The 18,708-nt window shown below is 66.0% G+C and carries 13 protein-coding genes; 5 read left to right on the top strand and 8 right to left on the bottom strand.

The window, feature by feature from the left end:
- From QZY06_RS10685 to QZY06_RS10670, 4 genes are all read right to left on the bottom strand, one after another.
- Positions 1 to 1,193 (bottom strand): efflux RND transporter permease subunit (locus QZY06_RS10685; protein WP_295683908.1); only part of this gene is annotated, 1,193 nt, incomplete at its 3' end.
- 6 nt (positions 1,194 to 1,199) lie between these two features.
- Complete coding sequence (locus QZY06_RS10680) at positions 1,200 to 1,721, bottom strand: hypothetical protein (protein ID WP_295683905.1); 522 nt, start codon at positions 1,719 to 1,721, stop codon at positions 1,200 to 1,202.
- On the bottom strand, positions 1,718 to 2,791 hold the full coding sequence (locus QZY06_RS10675; RefSeq protein WP_295683902.1) for a cytochrome c peroxidase: 1,074 nt from the start codon (positions 2,789 to 2,791) through the stop codon (positions 1,718 to 1,720). Before QZY06_RS10675 ends, QZY06_RS10680 begins: the two co-directional genes overlap by 4 nt.
- Before the next feature lie 11 nt (positions 2,792 to 2,802).
- Positions 2,803 to 3,582 carry an MbnP family protein gene (locus QZY06_RS10670; protein ID WP_295683899.1) on the bottom strand — a complete coding sequence of 260 codons (780 nt, stop codon included), beginning with the start codon at positions 3,580 to 3,582 and terminating at the stop codon, positions 2,803 to 2,805.
- A 259-nt stretch (positions 3,583 to 3,841) separates the two neighbouring features.
- Between QZY06_RS10670 and QZY06_RS10665 the strand changes: the two genes are divergently transcribed.
- Positions 3,842 to 5,299, top strand: coding sequence for an NAD-dependent succinate-semialdehyde dehydrogenase (locus QZY06_RS10665; protein ID WP_295683897.1), 1,458 nt, complete (start codon positions 3,842 to 3,844; stop codon positions 5,297 to 5,299).
- 47 nt (positions 5,300 to 5,346) lie between these two features.
- Here QZY06_RS10665 and QZY06_RS10660 read toward each other — a convergent pair whose 3' ends face one another.
- A complete protein-coding gene (locus QZY06_RS10660; RefSeq protein WP_295683893.1) occupies positions 5,347 to 6,384 on the bottom strand; it encodes an alpha/beta hydrolase in 1,038 nt (345 codons plus the stop codon).
- Positions 6,385 to 6,482: 98 nt separating this feature from the next.
- On the bottom strand, positions 6,483 to 7,100 hold the full coding sequence (locus QZY06_RS10655) for a TetR/AcrR family transcriptional regulator (RefSeq protein WP_295683890.1): 618 nt from the start codon (positions 7,098 to 7,100) through the stop codon (positions 6,483 to 6,485).
- Positions 7,101 to 7,275: 175 nt separating this feature from the next.
- On the opposite strand from QZY06_RS10655, the gene QZY06_RS10650 reads away from it, so the two are divergent.
- Positions 7,276 to 8,145, top strand: coding sequence for an oxygenase MpaB family protein (locus QZY06_RS10650; RefSeq protein ID WP_295683889.1), 870 nt, complete (start codon positions 7,276 to 7,278; stop codon positions 8,143 to 8,145).
- 6 nt (positions 8,146 to 8,151) lie between these two features.
- On the opposite strand, the gene QZY06_RS10645 is transcribed toward QZY06_RS10650, so the two are convergent.
- Positions 8,152 to 9,822: an AMP-binding protein gene (locus QZY06_RS10645; protein ID WP_295683887.1), complete on the bottom strand. Its 1,671-nt coding sequence runs from the start codon at positions 9,820 to 9,822 to the stop codon at positions 8,152 to 8,154.
- 223 nt (positions 9,823 to 10,045) lie between these two features.
- Here QZY06_RS10645 and QZY06_RS10640 point away from each other — a divergent pair, with 223 nt between their 5' ends.
- Both QZY06_RS10640 and QZY06_RS10635 read left to right on the top strand, forming a co-directional pair.
- On the top strand, positions 10,046 to 11,008 hold the full coding sequence (locus QZY06_RS10640; protein WP_295683886.1) for a cyclase family protein: 963 nt from the start codon (positions 10,046 to 10,048) through the stop codon (positions 11,006 to 11,008).
- Between the two features lie 8 nt (positions 11,009 to 11,016).
- Positions 11,017 to 12,660 (top strand): class I adenylate-forming enzyme family protein, encoded by a 1,644-nt coding sequence (locus QZY06_RS10635; protein ID WP_295683885.1) that lies wholly within the window; start codon positions 11,017 to 11,019, stop codon positions 12,658 to 12,660.
- A gap of 7 nt (positions 12,661 to 12,667) precedes the next feature.
- On the opposite strand, the gene QZY06_RS10630 is transcribed toward QZY06_RS10635, so the two are convergent.
- Positions 12,668 to 15,445, bottom strand: a complete 2,778-nt coding sequence (locus tag QZY06_RS10630) for a tetratricopeptide repeat protein (protein WP_295683884.1) — start codon at positions 15,443 to 15,445, stop codon at positions 12,668 to 12,670.
- 176 nt (positions 15,446 to 15,621) lie between these two features.
- Here QZY06_RS10630 and QZY06_RS10625 point away from each other — a divergent pair.
- The coding region (locus QZY06_RS10625; protein WP_295683883.1) for a choice-of-anchor tandem repeat GloVer-containing protein at positions 15,622 to 18,708 on the top strand (3,087 nt) is incomplete at its 3' end.

Here is an 18,708-nt window from a genome sequence, read left to right as displayed (position 1 = left end):
TCGCCGACCGCGATCGCCAGACCGCCCAGGGTCATCGTGTTGATCGACAGCTCCAGCGCCTGAAGCGCCAGGATCGCGGCGAGCACCGACAGGGGAATCGCGGTCAGCGCGATCAGCGTCGCGCGGCCGCTGAGCAGGAACACGAACAGGATGATCGCGACGATCACCGCGCCGTCGCGCAGCGCATCGAGCACGTTGCCAACCGAGTGGCGAATGAAATCGGCCTGCCGGAACACAGTCAGCCGGGTCGCGCCTTTCGGCAGACCGGCATCGAGTGTGGCCAGCCTTGCTTCCAGCGCGTCGGTCAGCGCCAGCGTATCGACCCCGGGCTGTTTCTGGATCGCCACGATCACCGCCGGATGGCCGTTGGCGCCCGCCATGCCGCGCGGATAGCGATGACCGATCGCCAGATCGGCGACTTGCCCCACGCGGATCACTGCCGCGCCGCGCTGAGCGACGGCGACCTGGTTCAGCGCTTCGAAATCGAAGGGCCGGCCAACGCTGCGCAGAGACACTTCGCGACCGCCGGATTCGACCAGCCCGGCCCCCAGGTTCTGGCCATGGCCGCGCAGCGCGCTTTCCAGCTCAGTCAGGGTGACGCCGAGTTGGCGCAGACGCTGCGGGTCCGGCTGCACCTCGTATTGGCGAATCTCGCCACCGATCGCCAGCACCTGCGCGACACCGGGCACTGCGAGCAGAGCTGGCCGCAAGGTCCATTCGGCGTGATCGCGCAAAGCCTGAGGACTGACACCCTCGCCCTGCAATGCGACGAGCAGGATCTCGCCCATCAATGAAGTCGGCGGACCAATCCGCGGCGCAAGCCCCGCAGGCAACTGGCTGCGCGCAGCGTCGAGCCGCTCGGCAACCAGCTGGCGGCTGCGATAGAGATCAGCCGCCCAGTCGAACTCGGCATAGATGATGGAGATGCCGGCGCTCGCAACCGAACGCAGCCGGGTGATGCCCGGCAAGCCGCTGAGTGCGGTTTCCAGCGGATAGCTGACCTGGGTTTCGACGTCTTCGACAGCCAAGCCAGCGGCTTCGACCTGCACAGCGACAGTCGGCCGCGTCAGATCCGGCAGCACGTCGACCGGCAGTCGTCCGGCCTGATACAGGCCGACCGCTACCAGCACCAGGGCCAGCGCCAGAACCAGCACGCGGTTGCGCAGGCTAGCATTGAGGATGGTGGCGAACATCGCGCTTCAGCCCCGTTCCGGCGCGCTGCGGCGCTGCAAGGCCAGCACGGCGAGCAGCGGCAACAGCAGCAGGACCAGGCCGCCGCCGCTGCGGGTTTCGCTGGCAGCGGTCGCCACCGGCTTCGCTGGCAGAGGGCCTTCGAGCGTTTCCGTCCAGCCGTTGCCACGCAATTCGAAATGCGTCAGCGGCTGGTCGTCGTCCGTCAGTAGCGCAGCCGGGATCAGCCAGCTGCCCGGCGCCACATCGGCGGCCTGCAGGCTACGACTGCCGATGCCGACGTGCAGCGCGACGCCGGCCAGCGGCGCATTGCTCGCGTAGTCATCGGCATAGATGTTCAGAGCGCCATCGGCGGCACGAACGGCGACCAGTTCGACTCTCGGCGTGGCCAGGCTCAGACGCGCGCCATTGACTGCAGCCGGCGCCGCAACAACCGCTTCGTCTTCGTCGTGGTCGTGGCCTTCATGCGCTTGCGAGACCAGCGAAGTCGACAGGCACAGCGTCGCCAGCAGACGCAGGATCGTCTTCATCGAGGCGCTCCCGGATCGGCATAGCGGATGTCGTGAGCGAAGGCGGGATCGTCGAGCGTGCGCAGGAAGGCCAGCAGCGCATCGCGCTCGCCATCGTCGATACGGATACCACCACGCAGCGCCGGATCGAGCGCAGCACTGTCGACGACACCGCTGCGGTAATGCTCGACGACCTGCTCCAGGGTGTCGAAGCGACCATCGTGCATGTACGGCGGCGTCAGGCCGAGGTTGCGCAGGCTGGGCACACGGAAGCGGCCACGATCCTCGTCACGACCACTGATGGTCGAGCGGCCCGGGTCTTTCGGTTCGGCATCAAGGCCATTGCTGCGATAGCTGAAATCGCTGAGCAGCGGCTCCGTGTGGCAGCTCGCGCAATGAGCGCGGAAGCTGGCCAGGCCGGTTTGTTCGGTGACGCTCAGCGCATCGGTATCGCCGGCGCGATAACGGTCATAGCGGCTGTTCGCCGACACCAGAGTGCCGGTGAACTGGGCCAGCGCGCGCAGCAGGCGTTGGCTATCGATCTCCGGCGTGCCGAAGGCGGCGGCGAAACGCGCCGGGTACTCGGCATCGGCGCGCAGCTTGATCAACAGATCCGGCAGGTTCTGGTCCATCTCGACCGGATTGGCCAGCGGCCCCAGCGGCTGCAGTTCCAGGTGATGCGCCGAGCCATCCCACATCAGCTGCGGCTGCCAGGCGAGGTTGAACAGGCCGGGCGCATTACGCTTGCCGTTCTGATTGCGGATGCCGTGGCTGACCGGATGATCGTAGTGGGCGAACGCCGCGAACTGCTGATGGCAGCTGGCGCAGGCGACGCTGCCGTCGCGCGACAGCTTCGGGTCGTAAAACAATTGACGCCCAAGCGCGAAGCCGGCGTCGGTGATCGGGTTGTTGCTGAAGTCATAGATCGGCCGCGGCCAGCCGGCTGGCACCGTGAAGGTCGGCGTGCGTTGCAAGGCGAGATAGCCCACCAGCTGTTCGACGCCGCCGCGCGCATTCAAGGCCAGGCCGCCGAACACCGCGAGCAGCAGCGCCGCGAGCAAGGCGACTCTGCCCGCGCTGCGACGGGGCACCAGGCGGGGCTTCATGGGCGATGAGGCGCGCCGGCGGGCTCGTGATGGATGTGATCGACGCTGAGCAAGCTACCCAGACGATCGGCCAGCGGCAGGCCATCCTTCGCCTGCATCACCAGCGGCTGCTCGGCGAACTTCAGCGGCGCTGCACCGCCGAGAAAGGCGGCGAGATCGGCGTGCAGGTGGACGGTCGGCTGGATGTCGGCGGACACCCGCACCGGCTTCGGCGCGAACGGCAGGAACACGGTGCGCTGCAAGCCGTTGCCACCAAGGTGCAAGGTGACGGTGTGGTCTGCTTCCGGCGATGCTGGCGACGAGCCTTCGAGCTTGAAATGGATGTAGCCGGTCGCCCAGGTCCAGAACATGCCGTGCGCCGGATCGAGCGCCCCGGTCTGCGCGCCGCTGCCGTTGCGGGTTTCGTCGACGCCGATGGTGAACTCGACGCCGCTGTACTCGCCCGCCGGTGCCGGTGGCAGCAGGAAATGCGTGGTCTCCGGCTTTGCGGCATCAATCAGGTAGTAACCCTCGGGCGACTGCAGATCCTGCGGCGGCGCCTGCCAACTGCCATCGGCGCGCAGCAGACGCGGATTCGACAGGTAGTACTGCAGCCGCTTCACGCTCAGGGTTTCGCCGGCCGGCGTGGTCAGCGTTTCGCCAATCACCAGCGGCGCCGCAGCCACGACATGGCTGATCTCGACCTGGATCGCCGGAAGCGACGGAGCCGCCTGCCGGCAGGCAGCCAGCACGACGAACAAGGGCAGGAGCAGCAGCGAGCGCGGGAAAGCGGGCACGAGACAGAGCGTTCAGTTCGAAAGACGCCGCGATATTATCGAATAAAGATTTGTCTTATTAGATCAATTTGCGATCATGAAATGTCGATAAGTGGCAGCGGGTTCGATGAAATGACCCGGACCCGATCGGCCAGCCTCGGGGACTCGACAGGAACCTCACCGTGCGACCGCTGTCCGCCCACTACAGCTCATACCAATCACCCGGCAGGCACTTGCTAGGATCGCCGCCTGCCACGCCAACCGCACAGGAAGCCGACACATGACCACCACACTCAAGCTCAAGGACCCCACGCTGCTGCGCCAGCAATGCCTGATCGGCGGCGAGTGGATCGGCGGCGAGGCCACGATCGAGGTCCACAACCCGGCAAGCGGCGCGCTGCTGGCCAGCGTGCCGAAGCTGGGCAGCAAGGAAACCCGCGACGCGATCGAAGCGGCCAATGCCGCCTGGCCGGCCTGGCGGGCGCGCACCGCGAAGGATCGCGCTGGCCTGCTGCGCACCTGGTTCAACCTGATCATGGCCAACCAGGAAGATCTCGCGCAGCTGATGACCGCCGAGCAGGGCAAGCCGCTGAGCGAGTCGCGTACCGAGATCGCCTACGCGGCGTCGTTCATCGAATGGTTTGCCGAGGAAGGCAAGCGCACCTATGGCGATGTGATTCCGCCGACCTTGGTCGGCCAGCGTCTGGTCATCACCAAGGAGCCGGTCGGCGTCTGTGCGGCGATCACGCCGTGGAATTTCCCTGCGGCGATGATCACCCGCAAGGTCGGCCCGGCACTGGCGGCGGGTTGCACGATGGTGGTCAAGCCGGCGTCGCAGACGCCGCTGTCGGCGCTGGCACTGATGGTGCTCGCCGAACGAGCCGGCATTCCGGCCGGCGTGCTGTCGGTGGTCACCGGCGCGGCCAGTGAAGTCGGTACCGAGATGGCGACCAACCCGCTGGTCCGCAAGCTGACCTTCACCGGCTCCACCGAAGTCGGCCGCACGCTGATGGGCCAGACCGCGGCGACGATCAAGAAGGTGTCTATGGAACTCGGCGGCAACGCGCCGTTCATCGTCTTCGACGATGCCGATCTCGATGCCGCCGTCGAAGGCGCGATCATTTCCAAGTACCGCAACGCCGGCCAGACCTGCGTCTGCTCGAACCGCATCTACGTGCAGGCCGGCGTCTACGAAGCCTTCGCTACCAAATTCGTTGCCGCCGTGCAGAAACTGACCGTCGGTGATGGCGCTGCCGAGGGCGTCAAGGTCGGCCCGCTGATCGACGACAAGGCAGTGACCAAGATCGAGGAACACATCCACGATGCACTGGCCAAGGGCGGCACGCTGCTCACGGGCGGCAAGCGCCACGCGCTGGGCGGCTCGTTCTTCGAACCCTCGGTGATCGCCAACGCCACGCAGGACATGCTCGTGGCCCGCGAGGAAACCTTCGGCCCGCTGGCGCCGCTGTTCCGCTTCGACACCGAAGAGGAAGCGATCGCCATGGCCAACGACACCGAGTTCGGCCTGGCCAGCTACTTCTATGCCCGCGACGTCGGCCGCGTCTGGCGGGTATCCGGCGCGCTGGAGTACGGCATGGTCGGCGTCAACACCGGCCTGATCTCCAACGAAGTCGCGCCGTTCGGTGGCGTCAAGCAATCCGGCCTCGGCCGCGAAGGCTCGCATTACGGCATCGAGGATTATCTGGTCGTGAAGTACACCTGCATGGCGGGGCTTTGAAACCTGGCCTTGGGGCGGCGGCGGTGCCGCCGGCTCAAGGCTCAGCGCTACTTCAATCCCGCCAGAAATTCCAAAATCGCCGCATTGGTCTCCGCCGGCTGCTCCTGCTGGATCCAGTGGCCGCTGTCCTTGAAGATCTTGGCGCCGACATAGTTCGGCATCCGTTCCGATGCTCGGGCGATCGCTTCCTGACCCCAGCCGGTGGCAACGTCGAACTCGCCGCCGATAAACATCGCAGGAGCCGTCAGCGGCTGGTCGGCCTGGGCTTCCAGGTCATGCCAGGCGTTGACGAGGTTGTGATAGAAGGCCAGCGGCCCAATGAAACCGGAGCGCTCGAACTCGTTGGTGAAGACGTCAAGATCGGCTTCGGTGAACCAGGCGGGCATTGTTTCCGGCTGCATGAAGCGATCGGACATCCGGCCACCTTCGGCGATCGACATGGCGCTGCCGCGAATCAGCGCGACCTGATCCAGGTTCGCGAAATCCGGCAGCAACGCTTTCAGCGGCGCGCCGGACAAGGACCACACCGCACCACGCAGCCAGCCGCGTACATCGCTTTCGATCTCGTTGATCGAGGCATCCATCGCGCCTAGATAATCCTGGTAGAAGATCTGGCCGGGGCCGGCCAGTTCGGCGTGCAGCTTGCCCGGATGGAGCTCACCGAACGGGCTGCCCGGCAGCGCCACCAAGCCGCGACCGGAGAACGGCACGCTCATGCCGATCACGCCGGTGAACACCTCCGGATGCAGCCAGGCCGCGGTCCACGCCACCAGCGCGCCCCAGTCATGGCCGATGACCACGGCGGTCTTTTCGCCAAGCGCATGGACCACGCCGACGACATCGCCGACCAGCGCGTGAATGCGATACGCATCGGTATTGGCGAACTTCGATGAGCGCCCGTAACCGCGCTGATCGATCGCCACTGCCCGGTAACCGGCTGCGGCCAGTGCCGTCAGCTGATGCCGCCACGAGTACCAGGATTCCGGGAAGCCATGGACCATCACAACCAGCGGGCCACTGCCCTCTTCGACGGCATGGATGCGGACGCCATTGACGGACAACAGATGGTGCTTGCGGCTGGACATGAGTGGGCTCTCGATAGGGGTCACGAAGTGTGCCGAAGCCGGCGCTGGGCTGCATGACGGTGGCGGCGAAATGCGAGTCGAACGAAAGCCGCGTCGACTCAGGCCTTCACCGGCGCCTCGTTCAGCGACTGCATGTACGCGGCCAGCATGTCGCTGAGGCAGTCGATGATCTCGTCCTTGCGCAGATGCGAGTTCGGCTGGCTCAGGTAGCGGATCAGGGTCATCAGCGTGCTGTTGATGATCACGAACAGCACGGCATGCGGATTGGCGATGCGGAACTGGTTCAGATGGCGCAGCAGATACAGCCGGCAGACCTCGAACATGTGCCTTTCGAGCACGTCGACCACTCGCATCGAATGCAGCTGGTGCCAGTTGCGCGCCAGTTCCAGATACAGGCCCTCATCCTTCTGCATGAACGCGAATACCGCCGATAGAAGGCCGTGCACGGTGCTGCGCACGTCGGCATCGAGCAGGCTGTCGATGCGCTGATCGATGAGCCCGGCGAGATCGCGGCTCAGGCGATCCAGCAGCGCTTCAAGCAACGCGCCCTTGCTGTCGAAGTACTGATACAGCGAGCCGACGCTGACCCCGGCCAGCACGGCGATGTGGTTGGTGTTCGCGTGTGCCAGGCCGTGTTCGGCAATTGCCCGGCCAGTCGCTTCGATCAGCGCATCGACCATTTTCTGCGAGCGCTGCTGCTTCGGGCTCTTGCGCACGGCGGACCTCGGGAAGCGGCATCGCGAATTGAATGCGAGCAAAGCGTCGCATTACTGTTCAGCCTCGGCAAGCCGCCGTGAACCGGGGTCCGCGATGCGCGACCGCAAGCAGAAAACACAGCCGCCATCGACAGTTCATCCAGCCATAGATCGGCCAGATCGCAACGACAAGGTCGTGTCGATCAACACGAGCAAGCACGCCGCCGCCCCGACACCGCTGTCACCGGATTCGCTGACCTGGCAGCTGTTCGGCGACCTGCGCGGGCTGTTGCTGATCGTTCGCACCGGCACCCTGCAGAACATGCACCCGGATATCTCGGCGGCGCTGGTCGAGCATTCGAACTTCTTCCAGAACCCCTGGCATCGCCTGCTGCGCTCGATGCCGCCGATCCTCGGCGTGGTCTACGACGGTGACCGCGCCGTCTGCACCGGCCGCCAGGTGCGCGACTTCCATCGCGGCATTGGCGGCCACACCAGCAGTGGCCACGCCTATCACGCACTGAATCCGGAGCTGTACTACTGGGCGCACGCCACCTTCTTCGAAAGCCAGATCGCGCTCTGCACGTTCTTCGGCACGCCCTTGATCGAGGCCGACAAGGAACGCCTGTATCAGGAGTCGATCCAGTGGTACGCGCTGTACGGCCTGACAATGGCGCCGGTGCCGCCGGACTACGCGAGCTTCCAGCGCTACTGGCAGCAGATGATCGATACGCGCCTGCAGAACACCACGGTCACCAACTGGTACTTCCGCAACGGCCACAGCGTGCCGCCACCGTATGACGCGCTGCGCGGCCCACTGTGGAACTGGCTGCTGCGACCGATCGTCAGCGGCAGTTCGCAGTGGCTTGCTGCGGGCACCTTGCCGCCGGTGCTTCGCGAGCGCTTGGGTCTGACCTGGACCGCGCGGGACGAACGCCTGCTGCGTGGACTGGGCAGCCTCACGCGCAGCCTGTGGCGGATGACGCCGAAGCGCTGGCACTACCTGCCGACGGCACAACGGGCGATGCAGCGTGCGGCGAAGGGCTCGCGCGATCGAATAGCCTGATCGCCTCTAGCCGTTCAACTCCCTGACCATCGCTTCGCGAATCAGATACTTCTGCACATTGCCGGTCACCGTCATCGGAAACGCCTCGACGAAGCGGATATGGCGCGGAATCTTGTAGTGCGCGATCTGGCCGCGGCAGAAGCTGCGGATATCGTCTTCGCTTGCGGACTCGCCGGGCCGCAGCACGATCCAGGCGCACAGCTCCTCGCCGTACTTCACATCGGGCACGCCAACCACCTGCACGTCCTGCACGCGGGGATGGCGATAGAGGAATTCCTCGATCTCGCGCGGATAGATGTTCTCGCCGCCGCGGATCACCAGATCCTTGATCCGGCCGACGATGCGGCAGTAGCCCTGCTCGTCGATGGTCGCCAGATCGCCGGTGTGCAGCCAGCCGGCGGCGTCGATGGTCTCCCGCGTCTTCGCGTCATCGCCCCAGTAGCCGAGCATCACCGAGTAAGCGCGCGTGCACAGTTCGCCGGTAACGCCGCGCGGCACGATGCGGCCATCGAGATCGACGATCTTGACCTCGCAATGCGGATGGATGCGGCCAACGGTGCCGACCCGGCAATCGAGCGGATCATCGACCGCGGTCTGGAACGACACCGGCGAGGTTTCGGTCATGCCGTAGGCGATGGTCATGTCGCGCAGGTTCATGCGCTCGGTCACCGCTTTCATCACTTCCACCGGGCACGGACTGCCGGCCATGATGCCGGTGCGCAAGCTGGACAGGTCGTGGCTGGCGAAGCTCGGATGATCGAGCTGGGCGATGAACATCGTCGGCACGCCGTAGAGCGCCGTGCAGCGTTCGGCGGCAACGGCGCTCAGCACCGCCAGCGGATCGAAAGCTTCTGAGGGATAGACCATCGCCGCGCCATGGGTCAGCGCGCCGAGGTTGCCCATGACCATGCCGAAGCAGTGATACAGCGGCACCGGAATGCAGAGGCGATCGCCGGGCTTGAGCTGGATGCTTTCGCCGACGAAGTAGCCGTTGTTGAGGATGTTGTGATGCGACAGCGTTGCGCCCTTCGGGCTGCCGGTGGTGCCCGAGGTGAACTGGATGTTGATCGGCTCATCAAACTGCAAATGCTCGCCAAGCGCCTGCAGCGCGTTCAGCTCATCGGCGCTGGGCTGAGCCAGCAGCGCATCGAAGTTCAGCACGCCAGGTGTTGCGTCGGCACCAAGGCGAATCGCGAACTGCAGCGCCGGCAAACGCGCGGACTGCAGTTCGCCCGGTTTGCACTGCGCCAACTCCGGCGCCAGCTCGGCGAGCATGGCGAGGTAGTCGCTGCCCTTGAACGTAGCGGCTGTGACCAGCGCCCGACAGCCGACCTTGTTCAGCGCGTATTCCAGCTCGCTCAGGCGATAGGCCGGATTGATGTTGACCAGCACCAGCCCGGCCTTGGCCGAGGCGAACTGGGTCAAGGTCCACTCGGCGCGATTCGGGCTCCAGATGCCGATGCGCTCGCCCGGCTTCAAGCCGAGCCGGATCAGCGCGCAGGCCAGCGCATCGACTTGCTCGCGCAGCTCGCCATAGCTCAGGCGAATGCCCTGCTGGCAGGCGATCAGCGCGTCACGGTCTGCATGGCGCTCGCAGGCTGCGTCGAACAGCTGGCCGATGGTCTGGCCGATCAGTGGCGCGCTTGTAGCGCCGTGCACGTAACTCATGGCCGACATTGCCGCTTGCTTTCCTCGATTCGCATCGCCTGGTCCGACACCTTCACGGCCGTTGGCCGTGCGGCCTTAGGCAGGTTTGATGGCCGAAACGATACCGCCTTCGGAACCACAGCTGGAGCCTTAATCGGCAGGGGCTGACACGTAGTTGTGTTCACCGCATTCACTAGGCAGCATCGAGCCAGACCGCGCACCAGACGCGGCCATCATTGCGAACGGAGAAGACATGACCACCACGCCAGTGCCGACGGCTGCCGAGCTGCTGAAGAATTCCCCGCGCAACTGGGGCCGCTGGGGGGCCGAGGACGAAGTCGGTTCGCTGAACTTCCTGACCAGTGCCGAAGTGCTGCGCGGTGTGGCCGCCGTGCGCCAGGGCAAGACCTACACCCTGCAGATTCCGATGGGCAAACCGGGCGGTGATCCGGTCTGGCCGGGCCGCAACCAGTCGCAGCGCATCAACGTCATGGATCACGGCCACTGGCTGTGCGGCAAGGGCGTGGAGTTCCCCGGCAACATCGAATACGCCGACGACGTGATGTTCATGTACCTGCAAGGCTCCACGCAGTACGACGCGCTGGGCCATGTCTGGTGCGACGACAAGCTCTACAACGGCTACGACGCCAACACCACGATCGGCGGCATGAGCAAGGCCAGCGTCTATCCACTCGCCGAGCGCGGCATCGTCGGCCGCGCCGTGCTGATCGACATGGCGCGTCACAGGGCCAAGCCTGTGCTCGATCCCGGTGAAACCTTCACCCATCTGGATCTGCTCGCCGCTGCCGAGAAGCAGGGCGTGACGATTCAGAAGCACGACATTCTGATCATCCGCACCGGCTGGATCGGCTCGTTCTACGAGCGCGATCGGGTCGAGTTCTACAAGAATTTTGTCGAACCGGGCCTGACCTATTCACCGGAACTGGTCAGCTGGTTCCACGAGATGGAAATCCCCAACCTGGTCACCGACACCATCGCCAATGAGGTGACGATGGACCCGGTCAGCGGCGTGGCGCTGCCACTGCACATCGCGCTGATGTCGAACCTTGGCGTCACCTTCACCGAAATCTGCCAGCTCGATCCGCTGGCTGCCGACTGTGCCGCCGATGGCCAATGGAGCTTCCTGTACGTGGCCGCACCCTTGAAGGTGATCAATGGCTCCGGTGCGCCGGTCAATCCGGTGGTGATTCGCTGAGGCCGGCGATGGACGAGCAGCGGCCCTGGATTCATCAGTACAGCGCTGGCCATCCGGCGACGATCGCGGTCGAGCAGCCTGATGCGCTGTCGCTGTTCCGGGCCGCCGTTGCCCGTGCCGCAGGCAAGCCGGCAATCCACTACTTCGACGCGACACTGAGCTACGCCGAGGTCGATACCCAGAGCGATGCCCTCGCCTGCGCCCTGCTCGCGCGCGGTGTACAGCGCGGCGACCGCATTGCGCTGGTGCTGCAAAACGTGCCGCAGTTCGTCATCGCCCTGGTCGCGATCTGGAAGGCTGGCGCGATCGCGGTGTCGATCAATCCGATGAACCGCGAGCGCGAGCTGGCGCTGCTGTTCGCCGATTGCGAGCCGGCCGCGTTGATCGCCCACGAGACCGCGTATCGCAATGTGATCGCCAAGGTGTTGGCGGAGCGGCCGATCGGCATCGTCATCACCACTTCCGAACTGGAATACCAGCGCCGCAACGATCCACGCCTGTTCGGCAACCTCAGTCGCGTGACCTGTGAAGACACGCTGGCGTTTGCCGACCTGATCGCCAGCCATCGCGGTGAAACCCCGCCAACGATCCACTACCTGCCCAGCGACACCGCGATGCTGGTCTACACCTCCGGCACCACCGGCTTGCCGAAAGGCGCGATGAACAGCCACGGCAATGTCGTGTTCACCGCTCAGGTCTATCGCGACTGGATCGAGCTGCGCGAAGGCGACGGCATCCTCGGCATCGCGCCGCTGTTCCACATCACCGGCCTGATCGGCCACGTTGCGACCAGCTTCAGCATCGCTGGCGCACTGACGCTCGCCTACCGCTTCGAAGCCGGCGTGATGCTTGATGCCTTCCGCGAGCGGCAGCCAGCGTTCACGATCGGCGCGATCACCGCCTTGATGGCGCTGATGAACCATCCGGACGCGAAAGCCGACAGCCTTTCGAGCTTGCGTTCGATCTACTCCGGCGGCGCGCCGATTGCGCCCGCCGTGGTCGCGCAGTTCGAAGCGAAGTTCGGGCTGTACATTCGCAACGCCTACGGCATGACCGAATCAACCTCGCCGGCTACCGTCGCGCCGCTCGACAAACTGGCGCCGGTCGATCCGCTGTTCGGCGCGCTCAGCGTCGGCGTGCCGACCTTCAATACCGACATTCGCATCGTCGATGCCGAGACCGCGCAGCCGCTGCCTTATGGTGAAGCAGGCGAGATCGTCATCAAGGGACCGCAGGTGGTCAGCGGCTACTGGCGCAAGCCGGAAGCGACGGTCGATGCGATCCGCGATGGCTGGCTGCACACCGGCGATATCGGCGTGATCGATGCCGACGGCTGGCTGTTCCTGGTCGATCGCAAGAAGGACATGATCAACGCCGCCGGCTACAAGGTCTGGCCGCGAGAAGTCGAGGACGTGCTCTACACACACCCCGCCGTACGCGAAGCCGCCGTGGTCGGCGTGCCGGATGACTATCGCGGCGAAACGGTGAAAGCAGTGTTGAGCCTGAAGACGGGTGCCACGGTGACGCCGGACGAAATCATCGCCCATTGCCGCGAGCTGATGGCGGCCTACAAGGTGCCGCGCATCGTCGATTTCCTGCCAGAGCTGCCGAAGACGGTGACCGGCAAGATCCTGCGTCGCGAGCTGCGCTAGCGGTCGGTCACAACGCAGCCAGCTCTTGCTCCGCGGTTTGCGTGTAACGGTTGTCATGGCCGAGTGCGGTGCTCAGCAGTTGCACGCTTTCCTGCAGCAGCTGACGCGCCTCGACACGGCGGCCGGCGCTGGCGTTCAAGGAGCCGGCGCGATAGACGAGATAGCCCAGATCCCATTCGCCGCCGACGTACACCTTGCGTGCGCGGGTCAGGGTGTCGTGCGCCAGTGCGAGCGCGGGCTCCCGCTCCCCGGCGGCTAGCTGGAACTGGGCCAGCTTCATCGCATGGCTCAACGCATCCGGATGATTCTCGCCGACGATCCGCGCATCGATCGCCAGCGTTTCCGCTTGCAGCCGGGCGGCTTCCGCGGGCCGGCCGAGGCTGGCCAGGGTCGTCGCGACATGGTTCATGCTGCGGGTCAGCTTCGGCGTTTCCACGCCCTTGCCGCGCTGATAGTCGAGGCCCGCCTGGAACAGCGGCAGCGCTTCGGCGGGGCGACCGGTCTGCAGATAGGCATAGGCCAGATCATTGGCCGCGGCAATGCTGTACTCGTTCTCGCGGCCGGTGATCGCCAGCATGCGGCCGCGCGCCACCTGCAGCACCGGGATCGCTTCCGGGTACTGCTCTGCCATGTTCAGCACGGTGCCGAGCCGGCGCTGACGCGAGGCGGTCAGCAGGTGCTGCTCGCCGAACACCTCGGTGGTCAGCGCCAGCACTTCGCGAGCCAGCGGGATCGCTTCATCGAAACGCTGGGCACTGGCGAGATCGAAAGCGACATCGTTGGCCGCCGAGATCGCCAGTTCGTGCCGGGGCCCGAGGCGCTGCCGCACCTGTTCGAGAAAGGCCTGCTCCGGGGCCAGGCAGGCGGACGGCAGCTTGCGACTCATGCAGTCGACGGCGATCAGCGACTGCCGCGCGCTCAACTCGGTTTCCGCATCCAGCGTGCCGGCGGCGGTGCCGAGATCGAGCACCTGCTGGCTCAGGGTCTTGACCGCGGCCACGTCATCGATCTGATCGAGCAGTTCGATCAGGCTCATCTGTGCATCCAGCGTCTCGCGATGTGCCGGCCCCAGCAGCCGACGGCGGGTCTCCAGCGCCGATTCCAGCAAGGGCCGCGCCTTGTCGTAGTCCGACAGGCCGACATAGGCCTGGCCGATCGCCTGCTCGACCACCGCTCTGGCCAGCGTGCCCGGCGCGAAATGACGATCGAGATCGTTGGCTGCGGGGCCGAGTAGATCGTGGACGCGCAGCGCCGGATCGGCGGCCAGCAGCGGGTTGGCGGCAGACAGCAGATCGCGGGTCAGGAATTCGGTCACCGAGCGCGCGGTCGCCGCCGCCTCGGCCTCGCGGCGGCTGGCGGCATCAGCGCGCAGATAAAGCCAGGTGCTGGCGGCGAAGCCGATCAGGAAGGTTGCTGCGAGCGCACGCAGCAGACTGCGGCGTGCCTGCGCGCGCAACAACGCATCGGCAAGGCGCTGCCGCTCGGCGACGGCCGCCTGCTCGCGCGCCTGCATGGCGAACCGTTCGACGCGCCGGGCTTCCAGGCTGCGCAGCCGGATGGCCAGTTCGGCTGCATCGGCGAGCCGGCGCTGCGCATCGCCAGCGGCGCTGAGCAGCACGTCCTCGCGCAGCAGTTCATCGGCGATCTCCGCTTCCCAGCCCGGCGCCAGCGGCCGGCGCAGATCACCGACGAGGCATTGATAGAGCATCACGCCCAGCGAGTAGATATCCGCTTTCACCGTCGGCGGCTGGCCGGCCTGCAGTTCCGGCGCCAGATACAGCGGCGTGCCGCTGGTGCTGTCGTCCGGCAGTTCGCTGCTGGTGAAGCCGAGCCGGGTGATGCCGAGCTGGTCGAGCCTGGCCGTGTCGAGCACCCGGCCGCTGCCGAAATCGGTGAGCCGGATCCTCGCCATGCCGTCGGCATCGCGCCAGATCAGCACATTGGCCGGCTTCAGATCCTTGTGCAGCACGCCGACCGAATGCGCGGCCGCCAGCGCGTCGGCAATCTGCGCGATCAATTCCAGACGGATCACCATCGGCACCGCGGCGATGCCGCCGGCGCTGTCCGCCCAATGTCCGAGGCTGCCTTCGGGGCTCCATTCCAGCTCGATGAAACAGGGCGGCTCGTCGAGATTCCAGTCGACGATGCGCGGCAGATCCGGCCTCGGGCCGAGGCTGTCATAGAGCACGCGGGACAAGGTGATTTCGCGCTTCAACGCCGTCAGCTGCAGGCTGCTGCGCGCGAACTTGAACACCCGGCGCTCGCGGCTCCGGGTCTGCTCGCCGAGCCAGACTTCACCAAAGCCACCGCCCTGCAGCCGCTCGACGAAACACCAGTTGCCGCGCCCGGGAATGACATCACCAACGCGGAAACCGAGATCGTCGCCGGACTTGTCGGCCACCATCCCGGACTGCCGCAGGCTGACCTCGGCCGCCAGCCGGTAGCCATAGCCGTGAACGGTGCGGATCAGCGACTGGGCCGAATCGTTCAGCGCCTGGCGCAGGCGCGCCACGCATTTGGTCAGCGAGGCCTCGGTGACCAGCCGGCCGGGCCACACGGCTTCCAGGATCTCGTCCTTGGTAACCACTTCACCGGCGTGATTGAGCAGCAGGCGCAGCAGTTCCATCGGCCGGTGTTCCAGCGCCACCGGCTGACCATCGACCTTCAGGCTCAGCGAACTCTCGTCGAAATCGACTGTACCGAAACGCCACAGGCGCAGACCCGCCGCCGGCGTCGCTGCAGGCCCGGCGCCGCTGGTCTTCCCGGAATCCGCGCTCCGGCTCATCGTGCAGGGTCTCCAGCGGTGGCTGTGTCGCTCACAAGCTTTTGTTGAGATTGAATTTCCGGACTTTTCGGAAAGTTTCGGGAATCCGTCAGGACTGCTGGAAACCGGGCCCGGATCATCGCTGCCGAGCGTGGCGGAGCACCGCCATGGCCAGGCAACCTGACGGAGCAAGGATGATGAAACCGAAACCGGAACATGACAAACCCGCCACCGACACCGGCTTCACGCCAGGCACCGGCAACAGACTATACGGACGATGGACCGCTGCGCTGGACCCGGTCCGCCGCTGCCTGTGCCTGCTGCTGGCCGTGGTCGGCGGTCTCGGGCTGAGCCTGCCGGCACTGGCCGCCGCCCGCACCGTCTATTCGCTCGGCCTCCATTCCAACGATGCCCGCCAGGGCGGCACTTTCACCGGCTCCGGCTCGTCCTCGAACAACAACGGCGCGGTACGCGGGCCGGACGGCGGCGTCTATGTGGCGACCAGCGGCCTGCTCAATGACGGCACGGTGCTGGCGAAATATGCGGCCGATGGCGGCTACACCGCGCTGCACTGGTTCAACGGTGGCCGCGCTCTGGATCTGGCCGGCAGCACCATCACCGATCTGTCAGCGACGCGTGGCACGCCGATCATCGCCAGCGACGGCGCGCTCTACGGCGTGGCTGCCGCCGGCGGTGCCAACGGCAACGGCGGCGTCTACCGGCTAATCCTGTCGGGTGCTGACGCCGGTGACTACCGGATTGTCTACAGCTTCGATTGCGAGCGCGGCTGCGCTCCGTCCGGGAGCCTGGTCGAGAACCCCGATGGCAACTTCTATGGCACCACCCGCAGCGGCCGCGGCGGCACCGACGCCGGCAGCATCTACCGTTTGAGCAAGACCGGCAGTCATACGCTGCTGCATGGCTTCTCGAGCGCCGACTCGACTGGCGGCAAAGATCCCCAATCTGCGCTGACGCTCGGTAGCGACGGCGCCTACTACGGCAGCACCGTGTTCGGCGGTACCGGCAGCGGCGACGGCTGCAACGCTTGCGGCACCTTGTTCAGGATCACAACCGACGGGGTCTTCACCAGCCTGCACAACATGAATGCCGGCGATGGCAACCGGCCGATCGGCCGGCTGGCGCTGGGCGCGGACGGCAATCTCTACGGCACCAATACCGCCGGCGGCGGCACCGCGGCCACGGGCAGCAATTACAACGGCACCGCGTTCAGGATCACGCCAGCCGGCGTATTCACGGTGCTGTTCCGCTTCATTGCCGACACCGCCGTCGATGCCGCCAATACCGGCATCTTTCCAACCTCCGGGTTGATCGCCGGCCCGGATGGCAATTTCTACGGCACCACGGAGTCCGCCAACTCGACCAGCGCGGTCATAAGCTGCGGCGGTGGCGTCATCAACCTGGCGCTCCTCGGCCCAAGCGGCAGCATTTTCCGACTGACTCCGGCGGGCGTGCTGACCACACTGTCCTGCTTCACCTACGACAGCAACGGCTTCGCTGCCGACGGCAGCGTCCCTGATGCGGCACTGACCCTGGGCGCCGATGGCCTGCTCTATGGCACTACGGTCAGTGCCGGTATCGTGCCGGCGGGCACGACACCGTCCAATCCGTCCAGCCCCTCGTCTGGGTCGGGCACCGTGTTCAAGGTGACGACCAGCGGCAGCATCACGCGGATCGCGACATTCTCGGCGCCGCCCAGCGAAGGCCGCACCCCCAGCGGTGCACTGCTGCAGGGCGCGGATGGCAATTTCTACGGCGTCACCGCCAGCGGCACCCCCAAGGGCTACAGCGGCTCGGTGTTCAAGCTGACGCCGGCCGGCGTACTGAGCACGCTGCACCAGTTCAGCCCCAGCGGACAGCCCGAAGCCGGCCTCAGCCTCGGCCCGGACGGTGCCTTCTACGGCACTGCGGAGACCGGCGGCGCCAATGGCCTCGGCTCGGTCTACCGGATCAGTGCCAACGGTGATTTCTCCACCCTCTACAGCTTCACCGGCGGACCCAATGGACTGCGTCCCAAGGCAGCCCTGACGCTGGGCATCGACGGTCAGTTCTACGGCAGCACCAGCGAGGGCGGTGGTGCCATCGGAAGCGGCACGCTCTTCCGGATCTCCCCGACAGGCAGCTTCGCCCCGCTGCACAACTTCGACCTCGCCACCACCGGCAATCAGCCGCTAGGCAAACTCCTGCAGGCCAGTGACGGCAATTTCTATGGCACGACCACCAGCTTTGGAGCCTTCAGCAACGGCACTCTTTTTCGCCTGACGCCGGGCGGCGTCGTCACCGTGCTGCACGCCTTTGCCGGACAGCCAGGCGAAGGAGGTGGACCGCAGGCCGGCGTCATCCAGGGACCCGACGGCGCGCTCTACGGCACCACGGCCGGTGGCGGTACCAGCGGCGCCGGGACCGTCTACCGGGTGACGCTGGCCGGGGCCTACTCGACCCTGCACAACTTCCGCGACGGCGCGCCAGGCGAGAACCCGCGCAGTCCCCTGCTGCTGGCGCGGGACGGCAACTTCTACGGCACCGCCGCCAACATCAGCTTCAACGACCCCCGCGGCCTGGTCTATCGGCTGACCCCTCAAGGTCAGTACGCCGTGGTCCATCAATCGGCCAGTCTGGCCTTCGAGGACGGCCTGGAAGACGAACCGATCCAGGCCGCCGACGGCGATCTCTACCTGCCGACGCGCAACGACGGAACCTTCAATCTCGGCAGCGTGATCGCCATCAGCGGCCCCGCTGACCGCATCGTCGATCTCGCCGGCAGCCCTGCCGTGCAAAGTGCAGCTTTGAACTGGAGCACAGTGCCACGCGCCACCAGCTACAACGTCTACCAGGCAGCCACAGCCGGCGGACAGGGCGCGACCCCGATCGCCACCGGCATCAGCGCTGCCGGCTTGACTGGCAGCTATACCGTCACCGGTTTGACCGCGGGTATGGCTTCTTTCTTCACCGTGACGGCGGTGAATGCGATGGGCGAAACGCAGTTCTCGAACGAGGTCAGCGTCAGCCCGCTGGCCGAACCGACGCCGGCACCGACGGTCACGCTGACCGCCGCGCCATCGACGATCAGCCTGGGCGGCACGGCTTTACTGAGCTGGTCGAGCACCGACGCGACCGACTGCGCCGCCAGCGGCGAATGGAGCGGTAGCCGCGCGGCGAGCGGTACCGAAATGGTGATGCCGACCACTTCCGGCAGCGCCAGCTACACGCTGACCTGTACCGGCGTCGGCGGCAGCGGCGCGGTATCGGCGACGGTGGTCGTCAAC

The sequence above is a fragment of the uncultured Nevskia sp. genome, from assembly GCF_903885465.1.
Classification (GTDB): Bacteria; Pseudomonadota; Gammaproteobacteria; order Nevskiales; family Nevskiaceae; genus Nevskia.
The sequence above is the reverse complement of the archived record's forward strand: the minus strand, read 5'-3'. Positions and strand labels throughout refer to the sequence as shown.